The 15,759-nt window shown below is 59.0% G+C and carries 11 protein-coding genes; 7 read left to right on the top strand and 4 right to left on the bottom strand.

Annotation, left to right across the window (positions count from 1 at the left end; genetic code table 11):
• Positions 1–34: 34 nt before the first annotated feature.
• Positions 35–1,687, top strand: a complete 1,653-nt coding sequence (locus ACQY6C_RS04540) for a carboxylesterase/lipase family protein (protein ID WP_427965346.1) — start codon at positions 35–37, stop codon at positions 1,685–1,687.
• An 80-nt stretch (positions 1,688–1,767) separates the two neighbouring features.
• On the opposite strand, the gene ACQY6C_RS04545 is transcribed toward ACQY6C_RS04540, so the two are convergent.
• Positions 1,768–2,226 carry an Lrp/AsnC family transcriptional regulator gene (locus tag ACQY6C_RS04545; protein WP_427965348.1) on the bottom strand — a complete coding sequence of 153 codons (459 nt, stop codon included), beginning with the start codon at positions 2,224–2,226 and terminating at the stop codon, positions 1,768–1,770.
• A gap of 128 nt (positions 2,227–2,354) precedes the next feature.
• On the opposite strand from ACQY6C_RS04545, the gene ald reads away from it, so the two are divergent.
• The 3 genes from ald (at position 2,355) to ACQY6C_RS04560 (ending at position 7,233) form a co-directional block, all read left to right on the top strand.
• Complete coding sequence (gene ald, locus ACQY6C_RS04550; RefSeq protein WP_427965351.1) at positions 2,355–3,470, top strand: alanine dehydrogenase; 1,116 nt, start codon at positions 2,355–2,357, stop codon at positions 3,468–3,470.
• Between the two features lie 303 nt (positions 3,471–3,773).
• The gene (locus tag ACQY6C_RS04555; protein ID WP_427965353.1) at positions 3,774–5,009 is read left to right on the top strand and encodes a serine hydrolase domain-containing protein; all 1,236 of its coding nucleotides are present in this window, start codon (positions 3,774–3,776) and stop codon (positions 5,007–5,009) included.
• A 22-nt stretch (positions 5,010–5,031) separates the two neighbouring features.
• Positions 5,032–7,233, top strand: a complete 2,202-nt coding sequence (locus ACQY6C_RS04560) for a TonB-dependent receptor (RefSeq protein ID WP_427965356.1) — start codon at positions 5,032–5,034, stop codon at positions 7,231–7,233.
• A gap of 38 nt (positions 7,234–7,271) precedes the next feature.
• Here the strand turns inward: ACQY6C_RS04560 and ACQY6C_RS04565 are convergent, their stop codons facing one another.
• A complete protein-coding gene (locus ACQY6C_RS04565; RefSeq protein WP_427965359.1) occupies positions 7,272–8,423 on the bottom strand; it encodes a helix-turn-helix transcriptional regulator in 1,152 nt (383 codons plus the stop codon).
• Between the two features lie 70 nt (positions 8,424–8,493).
• Positions 8,494–8,763: a hypothetical protein gene (locus ACQY6C_RS04570; RefSeq protein ID WP_427965362.1), complete on the bottom strand. Its 270-nt coding sequence runs from the start codon at positions 8,761–8,763 to the stop codon at positions 8,494–8,496.
• A 256-nt stretch (positions 8,764–9,019) separates the two neighbouring features.
• On the opposite strand from ACQY6C_RS04570, the gene ACQY6C_RS04575 reads away from it, so the two are divergent.
• Positions 9,020–9,490 carry a helix-turn-helix transcriptional regulator gene (locus tag ACQY6C_RS04575; protein ID WP_427965365.1) on the top strand — a complete coding sequence of 157 codons (471 nt, stop codon included), beginning with the start codon at positions 9,020–9,022 and terminating at the stop codon, positions 9,488–9,490.
• 144 nt (positions 9,491–9,634) lie between these two features.
• Here ACQY6C_RS04575 and ACQY6C_RS04580 read toward each other — a convergent pair whose 3' ends face one another.
• Complete coding sequence (locus ACQY6C_RS04580; RefSeq protein ID WP_427965367.1) at positions 9,635–10,249, bottom strand: TetR/AcrR family transcriptional regulator; 615 nt, start codon at positions 10,247–10,249, stop codon at positions 9,635–9,637.
• A 239-nt stretch (positions 10,250–10,488) separates the two neighbouring features.
• Between ACQY6C_RS04580 and ACQY6C_RS04585 the strand changes: the two genes are divergently transcribed.
• Entirely contained in the window at positions 10,489–13,764 is a 3,276-nt protein-coding gene (locus ACQY6C_RS04585) for a carboxyl transferase domain-containing protein (protein ID WP_427965370.1), read from the top strand.
• Between the two features lie 23 nt (positions 13,765–13,787).
• Positions 13,788–15,488, top strand: coding sequence for a class I adenylate-forming enzyme family protein (locus tag ACQY6C_RS04590; protein WP_427965373.1), 1,701 nt, complete (start codon positions 13,788–13,790; stop codon positions 15,486–15,488).
• The last annotated feature ends 271 nt before the right edge of the window (positions 15,489–15,759 follow it).

The raw sequence follows: 15,759 nt of genomic DNA on the forward strand, positions 1-15,759 counted from the left end.
ATCCCGCACTACTCTGCAAGGTAGGAGGTAGCATATGCCATTCGAAGCTGGGGCGATCGTCCGACACCAGTTGAGTTGGCTTGTGCCGATCATAGGCCTATGTTTTTCTGTCTGTACACCTGTTGCTGGCAGTGAACTGGACGATACGACTCCGGCGGCCAAACTCGATCCCGTTCTTGTTACGAATCTTGGTCCGGTCCGCGGCACGAGTGAAGGCGATTCGGGCGGAGTGCATGTTTTTCGCGGAGTGCGGTATGCTGCATCAACCGAGCGGCGAAGGTTCCAGCGTGCCGCTGATGCGGTTCCCTGGCAAGAAGTGGTAGAGGCCACCAGGTTCGGGAACGATTGCCCGCAATCGGGCGGCGGAAATGTTCCGGTATTCGCCAGTTGGGCAAATCCTCAGCCAAAGAGCGAGGACTGTCTCTTCCTGAATGTGTGGACGCGGGGGCTTGCCGATGATGGCAAACGGCCTGTGATGGTTTGGTTCCATGGCGGCGGATATGTCGCAGGGTCCGGGTCAAGCCACGGTTATGACGGGGCCCGATTGGCAGAGCGCGGAGATGTGGTGGTCATCACGGTCAACCACAGGCTCAACGCATTTGGATATAGCTATTTGGGGGGCTTAACCGACGATCCGCGATATGCCGATTCTGGCAATATCGGTAGCTTGGATATGGTGAAGGCACTTGAATGGGTACGCGACAATGCCGCAGCCTTCGGAGGAGATCCCGAAAACGTAACCATCTTTGGGGAGTCGGGAGGAGCGGCAAAGGTCTCCACTCTCATGGCCATGGAAGAGGCGCAAGGCCTGTTCCATCGCGTCATCGCACAGTCGGGCTCAATGTCTCTTGCCGGTCTGACGCCCAGGATTGCAACGCCATTGGCCGAGAACCTCATTGAAACGGCGGGTTTGCAGCCGGGAGATGTCAAAGGTTTGGCTTCTATGCCAATGACTGACCTGCTCAAGGCCATGTACGCCTCGCGCAGCAGAGGGGCATTCTACCGCCCGGTCGTCGACGGCCGATCCTTGAAACGGCAACCTTTCACGCCCGATGCACCCCCGGTTTCGGCAAAGGTTCCCCTTCTTGTCGGTACCAACCGTACCGAAATGAGGTTGCAGGCCGGGCTGGCTGATCCTTCCGCATTTGACCTGGATTGGGATGAGCTATCCGGGAAGATTGCGCCATATATTGGGAAGGCTGATCCTGAAGAGATCATTGGAGGTATGCGCGCAGCCTATCCGGACGCGAACGCCAGCGAAATCTACTTCCAGATTGCCACTTTCCGAAACTATCGCGGAACCGCGATCCGCCAGGCAGAACGAAAAAGCTCCCAGCCCGCGCCGGTCTATATGTACCGTATGGATTGGGAGAGCCCGGTCGAGGGAGGGCGCCTCAAAGCCGCACACGCCCTTGAGATCGGCTTTGTCTTCGACAATGTGGCTAAGTCGGTAAGCTACACTGGAGAAGGAGAAGCTCAGCAGCGAATGGCAGATTTGATGGCGGACGCCTGGATCGCATTTGCGCGCAAGGGTGATCCAAATACTGCTTCGCTGCCGAATTGGCCAACCTATGAGCCAATCAATCGCGCCACGATGATATTCGATGTCGAGCCCAAGGTTCTAAACGACCCCGACCCTGAACGCGATTTGTTGCAGAGATTGCTGCCTGATGGGCGAGGAAATTGATATGCGTGATCCTGTCGCCCCCAACCCATGGGGCCTTAGTCTGCGCCCGGATCTGCCGTAGGACCCAGGGATGGTGCCGATCAACAGCCGGTCGGATATCCCTTCCATTGCTTGATCGTGCGGATCGCAAAACTGGAGCGCATCGCGCTCACACCTGGTAGACGCGCCAGGCATTCGCGGTGGATTCTGTCGAATTGCTCAAGGTCCTGGGCCGCAATGCGCAGAATGTAATCGGCGTTTCCGGAAGTGAGATGGCATTCCAGGATATCGTCGAACCCAGAAACCGCTTCCTCGAAACTCTCCATCGCGCTTCTGCTCTGGCTCTCAAGTGTGATTTCAACGAAGGCCTGCAGTTTCAGGCCAAGTCGATGCGGGTCTAGCAGCGCGGAATATCCAACGATCAGTCCTGCGGCTTCGAGCGATTTGATGCGCCGGTGGCAACTGGACGATGAAGCACCGACAAATTCCGCCAGTTCGGCGATCGATCGCGACGAATCCAGTTGCAGAGCCTTCAAAATGGATCGATCAATATGGTCCATAAAAATCCCACTATACCATCAAAAACCGGGACAGTATCCCAACTTTTGCGGAAACTCTGCTAACTATAGCAGGATTTTGCAGAATATGAACGGTATATATCCCGGAAGGATACCAGTGGGGATTTGCCATGCGCGTCGGTACAGTCAAGGAAATCAAGAATCACGAATATCGCGTCGGTCTGACGCCTGAAAGCGTCAACGAACTGGTCGTGAATGGCCATGAGGTGTGGGTCGAAGCACGGGCCGGCGAAGGCATCGGTGCCAGCGACGAGGACTACGCTGCGTCTGGTGCGACGATCAAGGAAACGGCCGCAGAAATCTTCGCCGAATGCGAGATGATCGTGAAGGTCAAGGAGCCGCAGGCGGTTGAGCGTGCGCAACTGCGCAAGGGCCAGATATTGTACACCTATCTGCACCTCGCTCCCGATCCGGAGCAGACTGCCGATCTGGTGAAGTCGGGCGTGACCGCGATCGCCTATGAAACCGTGACCGGCCCAGGCAATTCGCTGCCCCTGCTGAAGCCGATGAGCCAGGTCGCCGGGCGTATGTCGATCCAGGCGGGTGCGACCGCATTGCAAAAGGCCCAGGGCGGGCGCGGAGTGTTGCTGGGCGGGGTACCGGGTGTGCTGCCGGGCAAGGTCGTGGTGATCGGTGGCGGTGTGGTCGGGCTTAATGCCGCGCAAATGGCGGTTGGCATGGGCGCAAGCGTGACCATTCTGGATCGTGATCCCTCGGTGCTCGAACGGCTGGACAATCATTTCGAAGGTCGGGCGCAGACGCTGTTCTCGAGCCACGCGTCACTCGCTGCCGAGATCGCCGAGGCCGATCTCATCGTCGGAGCCGTTCTGGTCCCTGGCGCTGCGGCACCCAAACTCGTGACGCGCGAAATGCTCGGGACCATGCAACCGGGCGCAGTCCTTGTCGACGTCGCCATCGACCAGGGCGGTTGCTTTGAAACCTCGAAAGCGACCACGCATGCCGAACCGACATATGTGGTGGACGGGATCGTGCACTATTGCGTGGCCAACATGCCGGGAGCCGTCGCGCGCACCAGCACCTATGCGCTCAACAATGTGACGCTGCCCCATGCTCTGCGGATCGCCAACAGGGGCTGGAAGGCAGCGCTCAAGGCCGATCCTCATCTGGCGGAAGGTCTGAACGTCCACGAGGGGCAAGTGACCTATGAAGCGGTCGCAAAGGATCTGGGATATGACTATGTGCCGGTGGAAGCGTTGCTCGACTGAGTTGGGCAACCTCACCGATGCATTTCACCGGACCTGGCGCCGATCTGAATGCGTCAACGGCCCAGCTATTTTCTGACGAAACCGATTGTGATTGGTTAAACAGTGCCCTCGTGGCCTGAACGGGGGCATTTGGGGCAGCATTGTCGCGCGTAAAGCGGCTGGCTCAGATTGACGGCGCGCCACCGTGCAATGCAAAAAATTGTTATGTCATATACCAAATGGTTCATGCGCCGCTTTTGCGCATGACTAAACATCTGCCCGGAGTCGGCCCTTAGAGGTCAGACTGCAGGGAGATGGACGAACATGAAATTTGCGCTTCGCCTGCTCGGGGGCACGATCGCCAGCCTGCTGGTTGTGACTACCACGGTTCAGGCCCAGCAGCAACTTCCAGCACAGCTCCGGGAAGGTGCCAGTTCTGACGTGCCGGTGGCAACGCAGATCATGCGCTTGCGCATGAATGACGCTGACGTGAATGCCTACACCTTCCGCATAATGGACCAGCTGTTCACCACGCGCACCGTGGCCCATTCTGGCGCGCCTTGGCAATTTCCCAAGGTCGAGCGGCCAATGGACTTCACCTATTCGTTCAACGGTAAGACCCACACTGCCGAAGAAGCGCTTGAGCGGACCTATACCAACGCCCTGCTGATCATGAAGGACGGGCGGATCGTCACTGAAATCTATCGCAACGGGATGAATGAGCGCACGCGCCACATGGGATGGTCGATGACTAAATCGGTCACATCGGTGCTGATCGGCGCGGCGCTGGAAGAGGGGCTGATAGCCTCCCTCGATGACCAGATCACCCGCTACCTGCCGGAACTGAAGAGCAGCGGATATGACGGCGTGACTATCCGCCAGATCCTGGAAATGCGATCTGGTGTAGATTACGAGGAACGCTACGATTTTGCCAATCCGGGTGTCGCGGCGAGCAACCACATCAACGCGCTGGTCAAGAATGTCTCGCGTTTTGCTGACGTCGCTCGCACGCTGAAGCGAAAGTCCAAACCGGGCGATGTCTTCGCCTACAAGACCATCGACACCGCAGTTCTGGGCTGGCTGATCGAACGCGTCAGCGGCGAAACGGTAGCTGCCTATACCACGCGCAAGCTGTGGGAGCCGCTCGGTACCGAGGCGGATGGATTCTACATCATGGATGGTGAGCCGGGCATTGGCCGCGAGTTCAGCGGCGCAGGCTTCAACGCCACATTGCGCGACTGGGCACGGTTTGGCCAGATGATGCTCGACGAGGGCGTGGCCAACGGCAAGCGGGTAGTCAGCGCCAATTGGGTCAAGATATCGCAGGCCCCAGTCGGTTCTGAGGAGGCCATGCGTGGGGGCTATGGCTACCAATGGTGGACCATGCCGAACTCGCCTGCCTACTCGGCGATCGGGCTGCAGGGACAATATGTCTACATCGATCCGGCCAGCCGCACAGTCGTGGTCAAACTCAGCTATTTTCCGCTGCAGCAAGACAGCGCGGCCCAGGAAACGGCGGCATTCCTTGCTGCAGCTTCGGCGTGGGCGCCGGCGCACTAATCAAGAACATCGGGAGGATAACATGAAGATTCAACTCGTGATGGGAAGCGCAATGGCGCTGATCCTGGCAACTCACACTGGCACTGCCCTGGCGCAATCGCAGGATGCGAGTGCAACCGCAGATACCGGCGCGGAGAGCGGCGTCGGCGATATCATCGTCACAGCGCAGCGCCGCAAAGAGAAGCTGCAGGACGTGGCGGTTTCCGCAACGGCTTTCGACGCCAACGCTCTTGCTGACAAGGCTGTGGTCAATCTTGCCGATCTACAGAATGCCAGCCCGGCTCTTTCGATTTCGGATGGCGGCATCACCCAGTCGATCAACATTCGCGGCATCGGCCTTGCCAGCAATTCGCCCAGCGTCACGGCTGGTGTCGCGACCTATGTTGACGGGCTTTTCCAGCCACCGATCGTGCAGGCCAACAGCTTCTATGATCTTGCCAGCGTGGAAGTGCTGCGCGGCCCGCAAGGTACGCTGGTCGGCTCGAACTCCACCGGCGGTGCAATCTTCATCAACACGCAAAACCCGCAGCTGTTCGACGGTGTGGGCGGCTATGCCATGTTCGGCGTGGGCAATTACGATTCAATCCAGTCCGAAGCAGCCTTGAATCTGCCTGTCTCCGATACATTCGGCTTCCGTGCAGCGGGCTTCTATCGCCGTCATGACAGCTACTTCAAGAGTGTCGGTCCGGTGGATACGAAGGCGGGCAAGCTGGATGAAGGAGGCGGGCGCCTGACCGCGATGTGGGATCCCGGTTCCTTCCAGGCGGTGGCCAAGGTCTCGTTCAACGATCGCGACACCGGCGGCTATGCCTATCGCCCGATCCTCGGCACGCCTTATGAAGCGTACCGAGTTGGCGATATCCGTACGCTCAGCTTCGATACGCCCGTCGCCAATCGGGAAAAGGCGTTCCAGGCCAGCCTGGAGCTCAAGCAGGAGCTGGCCAGCGGCATCGTGCTTCGCACTGTCACCGGCTACCAGCACAAGCGCATCAATGCGCTGAATGATGTCGACGCTTCTGCCGGGCCGGATGGAATCGCGGAAGACTATTTTGCGGGAGAGAAGGAGTACACGCAGGAAATCAACATCATCTCGCCGACCGACGGCCCGTTCGACTGGATCCTCGGCGGCTATTTCCAGCGCAATGACATCGCGATCCGTATTCTGGATGATCAGGGCGGTTTCCCGACCGATATCATCGGCGGCAACCAGCGCACCACGACCGGCCTGTTCGCGCAGGGCAATTACGAGCTCGTACCCGGCTTGGAAGCACAGCTGGGCGCCCGATATTCGACCTACAAGGCCACCGGCTATGGCGATGTGACGATCGGCCGGGATATTCCGGGCTTTCCTCCCGACGGCCTCGCTGTGGCCTCGCTGGCCGGCAGGCACAAGGATTCGCTGGCCACCGGCAAATTCGCACTCAACTGGAAGGTTGATCCCGACAATCTGCTCTACGCGCTCGTTGCACGCGGGTACAAGCCGGGCGGCTTCAATTCGCCGACGTCGAATTTCGAGAAGGAGCGCGTGATCAGCTATGAAGCGGGATGGAAATCTGCCTTCCTGAACAACCGTATCCGTACCCAGGTCAGCGCGTTCTATAACAAATATGCCAATTTCCAATTCAACGTGGTTGAGCCGAGCACAGGATTTGCGGGCGTGGAGAACATCTCCACGGTCGAGATCAAGGGTGTCGAAGCGCAGGTTCAGGGGCGCTTCGGCGGCTTCGGTTTCGATGCCAATGTAGCCTTCGTCGATTCCGATCTTGCGAGCGTTACCTTCGTCAATACGCGCACGTTCGGCGGCGCTACCCTTGGGCCGCAGTGCCCTGCCGGAGTGCCCTCATCGCCACCAATATGTTTCGACTATACTCCATTTATCCAGACCACCGGGGGCGGGCCCAATCTTTACGCACCTCGCTGGACCTTTGGCGGCGGCGTGGAATACGAGTTCCTGCTTGGCGGCGAAGCAACTCTCACACCGCGTCTGAACTACGCTTACGTTGGCGAGCAGTTCACCTACATCGGCTATTCGCCGTTGTCTGACCGGCTCAATCCGCGTGGGCTTCTTTCGGCAATCGTTACGCTTCAGCTCAACGACAATCTGAAGGTCGAGGCCTGGGGCACCAATCTGACGAACAAGGACTACATCACCGGGCAACTGAACTCGAACGAGTTCTACGGTGCTCCGCGTGAATACGGCATCAAGCTGGGTGTCACCTTCTGATAGGCAGGGCCGGGGCGGATTGGTTCTTCCCCGGTCGCCTACAGTCGCGCGAGCGATTGGCAGATCTGTCTTACCAAATCAGCTTGGCGACTCACCTCTGCCTTGGCCAATGCGCTTTTCAGCTGCATGCGCGCGGTGCCCTCTGCAATGCCGCGATGGGCAGCATAGTCCTTGACCGTCATGCCTCCCACAAGATGCGTGGCCAAAGTTGCCTCTGCTGTGGTCAGACCGAACAGTTCGGTAACTTCGCCGGGATCGATTTGCGGTGCCGTGCCCGGCGAACACAATGCAAAGAGTGTGAGATTGCGACCCCAGCGCTGGCGGCCGGCCGCTTCGCGCTTCAGTACTCGCAGATGGAGAACCTGAGCCGGCTCATCGCCCATGATGCGGCAGGTGTCTCCGCCTTCGCCCGCGATGACCGCCCTGACAGCAGCCCTTGCATCCGATGAGCGGAAGCAAAGCCTGTCGCGGACAAGCGACAATTGCGGAAGATCGGCGACGAGCGCTTCGGCAGCCCGGTTGATCCAGTGGATGCCAAGATTACGGTTGCACGTGACAAGCGCAAGGCTTGTCGAGTCCATGAAGGCTTCGGTGACCGATAGCCGGGCCTTGTAATCGGCCATCGTAGCTATGAGGCCGGACAGTTGTTGGAAATGGGGCTGCAGCTGCCGGAGGAACTCCATGTCCGCGTCGGTCATGTCGCGGTCATCGCCGGCGTGGCGATGAAGAACCATCGATATGTGTTCATCAGGCGCCGTTCTGTAGCCAAGCCAGAATCCCGCGCCCAGTCCGCATGTTGCCAGCCCGATCCTGAGAGCTTCGCGGTCGGCCGGGGAGAAGTGGATGTTGCGGTGATCGCTGTCGATCTCGAACAGGTCGCGCGGTTCGGTATCGCGCCGGAAGCGTGGATTGTGCAGGGAGTTTGCCCAGGCATCGTGACGAGGTGCTTCCCGTGTTGACCAGGAATCGCGCTGGGAGATCACCGGCACCAGAACGTCCTTGTCGGCGACCAGGCGCTGAAAAACGGCGCTGGCAACGCCGAGACGCAACTTTATCGCATCGAGCACTTCGGTCCAGCGCGCTTCCTCTCCGACCGCACCATACATCTCGGCAATCAGGTTGTTGTCCTGCACTGTCGGATGCCACTCCTCTCTGCCCTGGCGCTGCTTCGTGGCAACGTCCATGCGCATCCATAGCCGATTTGGGCAATAACAGCGAGTTTCAATGAGCGGGGCAGCTTTGCCCGAGAAAACGGGCTGTTCAGGTCTGACTTTCGTCTTGCGATGCAGCCAGGAGATCCATGAAGTTGCGCGCTGCTTCGCGATCTTCTTCCTTCTCGAACACTGCGTCCAGCTCTGGCGCGGCCCCTAGCATATGGAGCAGGGCCCACAGGGCAAAGCGCTTTGGCCCGTCGTGTTCCAATCCAAGTTCGACCTGACAGCGTTCGATCCCTGCAATAAGCACTTCGGGATGGAGCGCTTCAGGATCGGTGGTGCCGAAGTAGCGAAACAATAGGCTGTCGAGGTCCATACCATCGCCATAGGCCAAGGCTTTGGACCGTCAAAGTCGGGATACGATATGGGTGCCAGCGGATGGGATGAACGATTTGCAAAAATTTTGCACTGTTTGACATTTGTCAATTGCAGCGGTGGATCTTGATGCCAGTCTTTTTGGCATAGAGATGTTCCCTGAAGGGCAGCATTGATACACGGACTTCAACTATTGCCCCGCAGTCTCCTCCCTGCTGCGGGGCAATTCTTGCAAGCTTTCAATCATCAGGTTCGCGATGCGTGAAGCCTTGCTTTCCGCTCGATTCATTTCCCCGCACAAAGCTGGTTCACGCGGGCCAAATCTGGGCCGTCATTGCCGCGTGCGCGCGTCACAAGCATTGCCTTACAGACCGCTGAACCGCCGGTTCAGGCTGGATTGCCGCCGCTTCGGCCATGACACATCCCATACAGAGCGTAGGCTGGAGGCGCGCGTGGACGAACGACAGATCTTCAGGAAAACCCGTGAGCAATTGGGGTTGAGCCAGCAGGCACTTGCACAAAAAGCCGGCATCTGCCGGTCGACGGTGCGCAATTTTGAGCTGGGCAAGGGGCGCATATCGATCCGGAGTATTCTGGCAATTTCAAACGCCCTCGCGACCGAACATCTTTCGCAGTATGGATCCCTGGCTGACTTCCCGCCAGATGAACTCGTCTCGGACCACCCGCAAAACCGGGCCAGCGAGCGCCAACTCTCAGAATTGCACTGACCATCGGCAACAGGGATCAAACCGCCCGGTCTTTGCTTGTCACTACTACGAAGCCCAAATTCTCCTTAAATCACAACCTCAAATCTGTGCCATAGGTGCTGACGGGGGACAGCTCGCCTTGGACTGACAATTCAATCGTAAAATCTATTCCTGGGTTCGGACATAGGCCTTCAGCGATTCCGCGACCATTCGTTCCGACAGTTCCTCGGGCTTCAGATCGCCGCCTTGGCGATACCAGACAGCCATCCAGTTGAGCGCGCCCATGATGTGGAAATAGGCGATCGGCAGGTCTTCGATGCCATACATCTGTCCGGCTTCGACGCAGTCCACAATGAACTGGCGGATACGGCTGTCGACTTCATCGCGCTGGGTCTGGAGGAACTGAGTCTCATCGCCTTCCAGCACAATCCGGGCGTCGCGCCACAGGAATTGATAATCGCCCGCGATCGCATGCAAGCCGTACTCGCGCAGGACGAAGCGGAGTCTATCCAAGGGCGATGCGTCCATTGCGTCCGCTTCGTCCAGCTTGCCGATGATGAGTTCCATGAACTGGCGATAGCAATCGAACAGCAGCTGCTTCTTGTTCGGAACGTAGTGATAGAGCGCCGTCTTTGTGACGCCCAATTCCTTGGCGATCTGGTCGAGCGAGGTCCCTTCATACCCCCTCTCGCTGAAGCGGCGGGCCGCGCAGCGAAGTATTTCGAGCCGTTTCAATTCCCGCAATTCTGCGGTCGATGGGAATGCGCTGAGTTTGGTCACATCGCGCAAACTGCACGAATTTGAACTTGTGTCAACTTATCTGAACGCGTGGTCAATTGACAAACCAATGGGAAAGTATATTGTCCAATAGTTCAAATTTGCGGCCGGGAGAGGCTGGATCCGAGGCGGTATTCCTTTCGCGCCGAGGTTCTGGGCACATCGTGCCTTGCAGCGTGTGTTATAGGAGTCTCGCGGATCGACTCCGCCAAGGGCCGCTGTGACAACAGGAAAGAAAGCCAGTGCGCGGAATATTGATCGCAAACCGGGGAGAGATAGCAATCCGCATCGCGCGGGCTGCGCGGAAGTTGTCTGTGAAATCGGTTGCCGTGCACGCCATTGACGATAGCGATTCACTCCATCTTCGTATTGCGGATGAAGTTGCCGCACTGCCCGGTAGCGGCACTGCGGCCTATCTGGATCAGGACGCAATCATAGAGGCCGCCCGATCGTGCGGGTGCGATGCGATCCACCCTGGTTACGGCTTCTTGAGCGAGAACGCCGAATTCGCGCGTCTATGCGCCAAGAACGGAATTCGCTTCATCGGACCTGCACCCGAGATGCTCGATCTGTTCGGAGACAAGGCGCAAGCCCGTTCGCTCGCACAGGAACTCGGCGTGCCGATCATGCCCGGCACAGAGCAGGCGACCAGCCTGGAAGAGGCGCAAGACTTCGCCAAGGCGCACGGCGCGGTAATGCTGAAGGCGCTTGCTGGCGGAGGCGGCCGCGGGATGCGCGCAGTCACCAACCTGCAGGACCTGGCGGACTCCTATGCCCGATGCCAGTCGGAGGCGATGAAGGCCTTCGGCATTGGCGACCTCTACGTCGAGAAGCTATTGACCTCGGCGCGGCATATTGAAGTGCAGGTCGTGGGCGATGGCTCCGGTGCGATATGCCATTTGTGGGAACGCGATTGCACGGTGCAGCGCCGCCATCAGAAGGTGGTCGAAATTGCGCCCAGCCCGGTGCTCGAACCGTCGCTGAGGGACAGGATCATTGCAGCCGCAACAGAAATGGCAGCCCATGTTCAATACGAAAGCTTGGGCACGTTCGAATTCCTGGTTGGCGGTGACGAGTTCTGGTTCATGGAAGCGAACCCGCGCTTGCAGGTCGAGCATACGATCACCGAAGAGGTGACGGGAGTTGACCTGGTCACCACGCAGATTGCCATTGCTGATGGGGCGACGCTTGCCGAAGTGGGCCTTGCCGAGACACCGAAACTTCGCGGATTTGCAATCCAGGCTCGTGTCAATCTCGAAGCCATCGAGAGTGACGGTTCGGTGGTGCCGCAATCGGGTACCATCACGGCGATGCACACCCCGAGCGGACCCGGCATTCGCTTCGATCACTGTGCCTATGCGGGCTACAAGACAAGCCTGCGATATGACTCATTGCTGGGCAAAGTCATTGCTCATGCAGAGAATTTTGTATCTGCCAGCTCGCTGCTGTCTCAGGCCTTGCGCGAATTGCGCGTAAACGGAGTCACGACCAACGTTCCCTTGCTGCGCAATATCCTGGTGCACCCCGATTTCATCGCCGGCGGCTATGACACCCGCTTCATCGGCGACAATCTCCCGCGGCTGCTAGAACCTCTCGGCGATGAACTTGCGCTCGACCTGCCGGAAAGTGCCGACAGTCCCGGAACTGGCAGTCCAAACGGGCCGGACATCGCCGATGGCGCGGGCGACGCCGTTTCTGCGCCCATGTCAGGCATTGTCGTTTCCCTTTCGGTCGAAGTGGGTTCGGTGGTTAGTGCGGGTGAGACTCTCGCTGTCCTCGAAGCGATGAAGATGGAACATGTCGTGCGCGCCGAGCAGGCGGGGCGGGTCACTGTCCTGGCCGTGACAGAAGGTTCATCGATCGAAAAGGGGCAGGGTATGCTCCGTATCGATCCGAGCGATGGCGATGATGCCCGCGCTGAGAATGGGGGCAGAGCTTCAGCTAGCGGAGCGGAGCAAGCCGCCGATCCTGGTTGGCAGGCCGAGGTCGACGAGATTGCGCAGCGACGGGCGCTGGCTCACGCATTGGGCGGTAGCGACAAGGTCGATCGGCAAAAAGCATCAGGCAAGATGCATGCGCGTGAGCGTATCGACCACCTGCTCGATTCCGGTTCTTTCAGCGAGATCGGAGCGCTCACCGGTTTCGGTGTCTATGACGAAAACGGCGATCTGATCGACTTCACGCCTGCCAATTTCGTTGCCGGAGTGGGCGCGATCGACGGGCGGACCGTGATGGTGGGTGCAGACGATTTCACGATCCGCGCCGGTTCAGGTGACGCCGCGATCCATGACAAGCAGATTTTCGCCGAGCGTCACGCCTGCGAGATGAGAATGCCCGTCATCCGGCTGCTTGACGGTGCTAGCGGCGGCGGAAGCGTGAAGATCGCACAGGAAAAGGGATACAACTACCTGCCGGTCAATCCCGGGTGGGATGCTGTCGTCGATCTGCTGTCGGTCACGCCTGTGGTCGCCGCAGCCCTGGGGCCCACCGTAGGGCTCGGCGCTGCACGGCTCGCCATGTCGCATCTGGCGATTCTGGTGGATCCGATCGGGCAGGTCTTCACAGCCGGCCCGCCGATTGTGCATGGCGCAACGGGCGAGCAAGTGGACAAGCACGAGCTTGGCGGCGCGGAAGTCCATCGCGAAAGCGGCGTGGTCGAACGGATCGTAGCGAGCGAAGAAGACGCTTTCGCGCTGATTCACAGGTTCCTGTCATACCTGCCTTCCAGCGTTTACGAATTGCCGCCGGTGATCGCTTGCGATGACCCCGCAGATCGGCGCGAAGACGCCCTGCTGTCCGCTGTGCCGCGCAATGAGCGCCGCGCCTATGAACTCGAGCCGATATTGGAAGCCATCTTCGATCGCGGCTCGATTTTTCCCTATGCCGAATATGGCGGCGGTACCTACACGGCACTGGCCCGACTGGATGGCCATCCGGTGGGCGTTATCGCGACGGATCCGCAGACTGGGCCGACTATGTCGGTCGAAGGCGCGCAGGCGATGGTCCGGCTTGTCGATCTGTGCGAAACGTTCCATCTGCCGATCGTCAGCCTGACCGATCAGGGCGGGGTTTCGATTGGTCGCGCTGCCGAGCTTCGCGGGTCTATCCGCCATGGCGTGCGGGCGATCGCGGCAGTCTATCAGGCGCAGGTGCCGCAGGCCGAAATCATCCTGCGCCGGGTATTCGGCGTGGGCGGAGCTGGCATGATCGACCGCCATCGCGCCAGCCGCAGCTGGGCCTGGCCTTCGGGAAGCTGGGGTTCGCTGCCTGCGAAAGGCGGTATCGAAGCTGCCTTCCGCCGACAGCTTGACGAAGCGGAGGATCGAGAAGCTGAGATCGCCCGCATTCGCCGCGAGCTTGAGCACATCGCCTCGCCGTTCCGCACTGCAGAGAAGTTCGGCATTCAGGATATTATCGATCCAAGAGAAAGCAGGCCATTGCTCTGCGCGTGGGTGCGCGATGCATACAGGGTCCTGCCCCAGCAAATTGGCCGCCCATCGTTCGGAATGCGGCCCTAAAGCACAGGAAAGGTTGATTGACGATGACCGAGAACGAATTGGCGCAGTTGCTCGGCGCTGACGGTGAATTAGTCACCGAGCAGCTCGATCGTTGGTCCCGTGAACGAGGAAGCAACACCTTCCTGTTCTATGGCGAAACGGGAACGGAGATGAGCTTCGCCGACGTCGCACAGCGCACCGATGCGATTTCAGGCAATCTCCAACGCCTGGGTATCGGGAAGGGCGATCATGTCAGCGTCTTCTGCACCAATTCACTGCTGGCGGCGCTTTCCATGTTCGGAATCTGGAAGGCGGGAGCGGTCTATTGCCCGATCAACTTCTCCTACACAGGGCGACTGCTGGAATATCAGTTGAATGACACCAGCCCGCGACTGGTCATTACCGAGCCGGACCTGCTCCCTGCACTGAACGAAGTCGCCTCACTGCTGGAAGATGCGCCGAAGGTGAGCGTATGTGCTGACCCTATCAACCCCAACGACGCAGACGTGCCTTCCATCGATGGAACCTACGGAAGCATCGCGTGGTCGGAGCTGACATCGGATTGTTCGCCAGCCGATGTGAAACTGGATCCCAGTGACGCAGCCAATTTGATCTACACTTCGGGAACGACCGGTCCGGCCAAGGGCGTCCTGCTGCCTCATCGCTGGATGGCGCAGTACACCTTTCTCAGTCGCAAGCTGTGCAATGAAAACGACGTCATCTACAACGATCTTCCGATGTATCACGTCGGCGGCGCGGTCTTTAACATCTGTCGCGCGGCCTGGCTGGGATGCGAAGTCGCGATCTGGAACCGTTTCAGCCCGGACTCATTCTGGTCCCGCATTGCCGAGCGCAAAGCGACCACTGCGGTATTGCTCGATGTCATGATTCCCTGGCTGATGAAAGCGCCGGCCGGCGCTGACGATCGGCGCAACACGCTCAACAAGGTTCATATGCAGCCTTTACCGCTCGACCATGCGGTATTCGCGGACCGGTTTGGCATCGATCACGTGACGGCTGGTTTTGGCCAGACTGAAACCGGCAACGGCTTGATAGTGATGATCCGGCAATCCGGCGAGGGTGAGGGTACGCCGTCCGATCTGTATTTCGGCCCTTCACATGCGGAAATCGCTCAGACCATGCAGGAAATCAATGTGCCGGTCATTTCGCCTGAGCAGGCGGAGCGCAAAGGCATAATGGGGGTGCCGAGCCCATTTGTGGAGGTCTCCGTTCGGCGAGAGGATGACAGCTTGTGCGACACGGGGGAGATCGGCCATCTCACGCTACGCCCGAAATTGCCCAACATCTTCCTGCAGACCTATTGGCGAAAGCCGGAGGCGACTGCCGATGCATTGCGCAACCTCTGGTTCCATACGGGCGATGCTGCCTTCCTCGGAGAGGACGGCTTCTACTACTACAATGATCGCCTGGGCGACCGCATTCGGGTGCGGGGTGAGAATCTCTCGTCCTTCCAGGTCGAGGATCTGCTGAACCGCCATCCGGGCGTAAGAATGAGCGCTGTTGTCGGTGTTCCCAGCGAGGAAGGCAATGAAGACGACATCGCCGCCTTTGTCATCGCCACTTCACCGGACGCGCTAAGCGAGGACATCGTTCGGGCCTACGCCACGGAAAACATGCCGAAATACATGCGCCCGCGGTTCATCCGGATTGTGGATGACTTGCCGCGTACTCCGACCAACAAGGTCGAGAAATACAAGCTCCGCAAACTCATCGTGGAGGGGTAGATTCGCCTTTGAACGCGTTCCCGAAAGGGCATCCAGCCAAACGATTGGAGAGCCGGCTTTGGGCCTGTCTTCCATTCTTGGGAGCAGTTCTTGCCGGGCCCCGCACAGATAGAGTCTCGACCTGAGGGCACCAAAATCTGGCGCAGCCCCTTCGATGCCCGCTTGCTTGAATGCGGCCCAGGCCGTGTAGACATAGCGCAGGTTCCAAGCTTGGCATTCCAAATCGGGGCGCTATTGCAGGGCGGCTTCTGTTTTTGAGCCAAAATGGCTG

The organism is Altererythrobacter sp. (genome assembly GCF_050299635.1).
GTDB lineage: Bacteria > Pseudomonadota > Alphaproteobacteria > Sphingomonadales > Sphingomonadaceae > Erythrobacter.

Excerpts from the sequence above, each read along its gene's own strand:
- ACQY6C_RS04575 (WP_427965365.1), top strand. The coding sequence starts at position 9,020 with ATGCGTGAAGCCTTGCTTTCCGCTCGATTCATTTCCCCGCACAAAGCT.
- ald (WP_427965351.1), top strand. The coding sequence starts at position 2,355 with ATGCGCGTCGGTACAGTCAAGGAAATCAAGAATCACGAATATCGCGTC.
- ACQY6C_RS04555 (WP_427965353.1), top strand. The coding sequence starts at position 3,774 with ATGAAATTTGCGCTTCGCCTGCTCGGGGGCACGATCGCCAGCCTGCTG.
- ACQY6C_RS04570 (WP_427965362.1), bottom strand. The coding sequence starts at position 8,763 with ATGGACCTCGACAGCCTATTGTTTCGCTACTTCGGCACCACCGATCCT.
- ACQY6C_RS04545 (WP_427965348.1), bottom strand. The coding sequence starts at position 2,226 with ATGGACCATATTGATCGATCCATTTTGAAGGCTCTGCAACTGGATTCG.
- ACQY6C_RS04540 (WP_427965346.1), top strand. The coding sequence starts at position 35 with ATGCCATTCGAAGCTGGGGCGATCGTCCGACACCAGTTGAGTTGGCTT.
- ACQY6C_RS04560 (WP_427965356.1), top strand. The coding sequence starts at position 5,032 with ATGAAGATTCAACTCGTGATGGGAAGCGCAATGGCGCTGATCCTGGCA.
- ACQY6C_RS04565 (WP_427965359.1), bottom strand. The coding sequence starts at position 8,423 with ATGCGCATGGACGTTGCCACGAAGCAGCGCCAGGGCAGAGAGGAGTGG.
- ACQY6C_RS04590 (WP_427965373.1), top strand. The coding sequence starts at position 13,788 with ATGACCGAGAACGAATTGGCGCAGTTGCTCGGCGCTGACGGTGAATTA.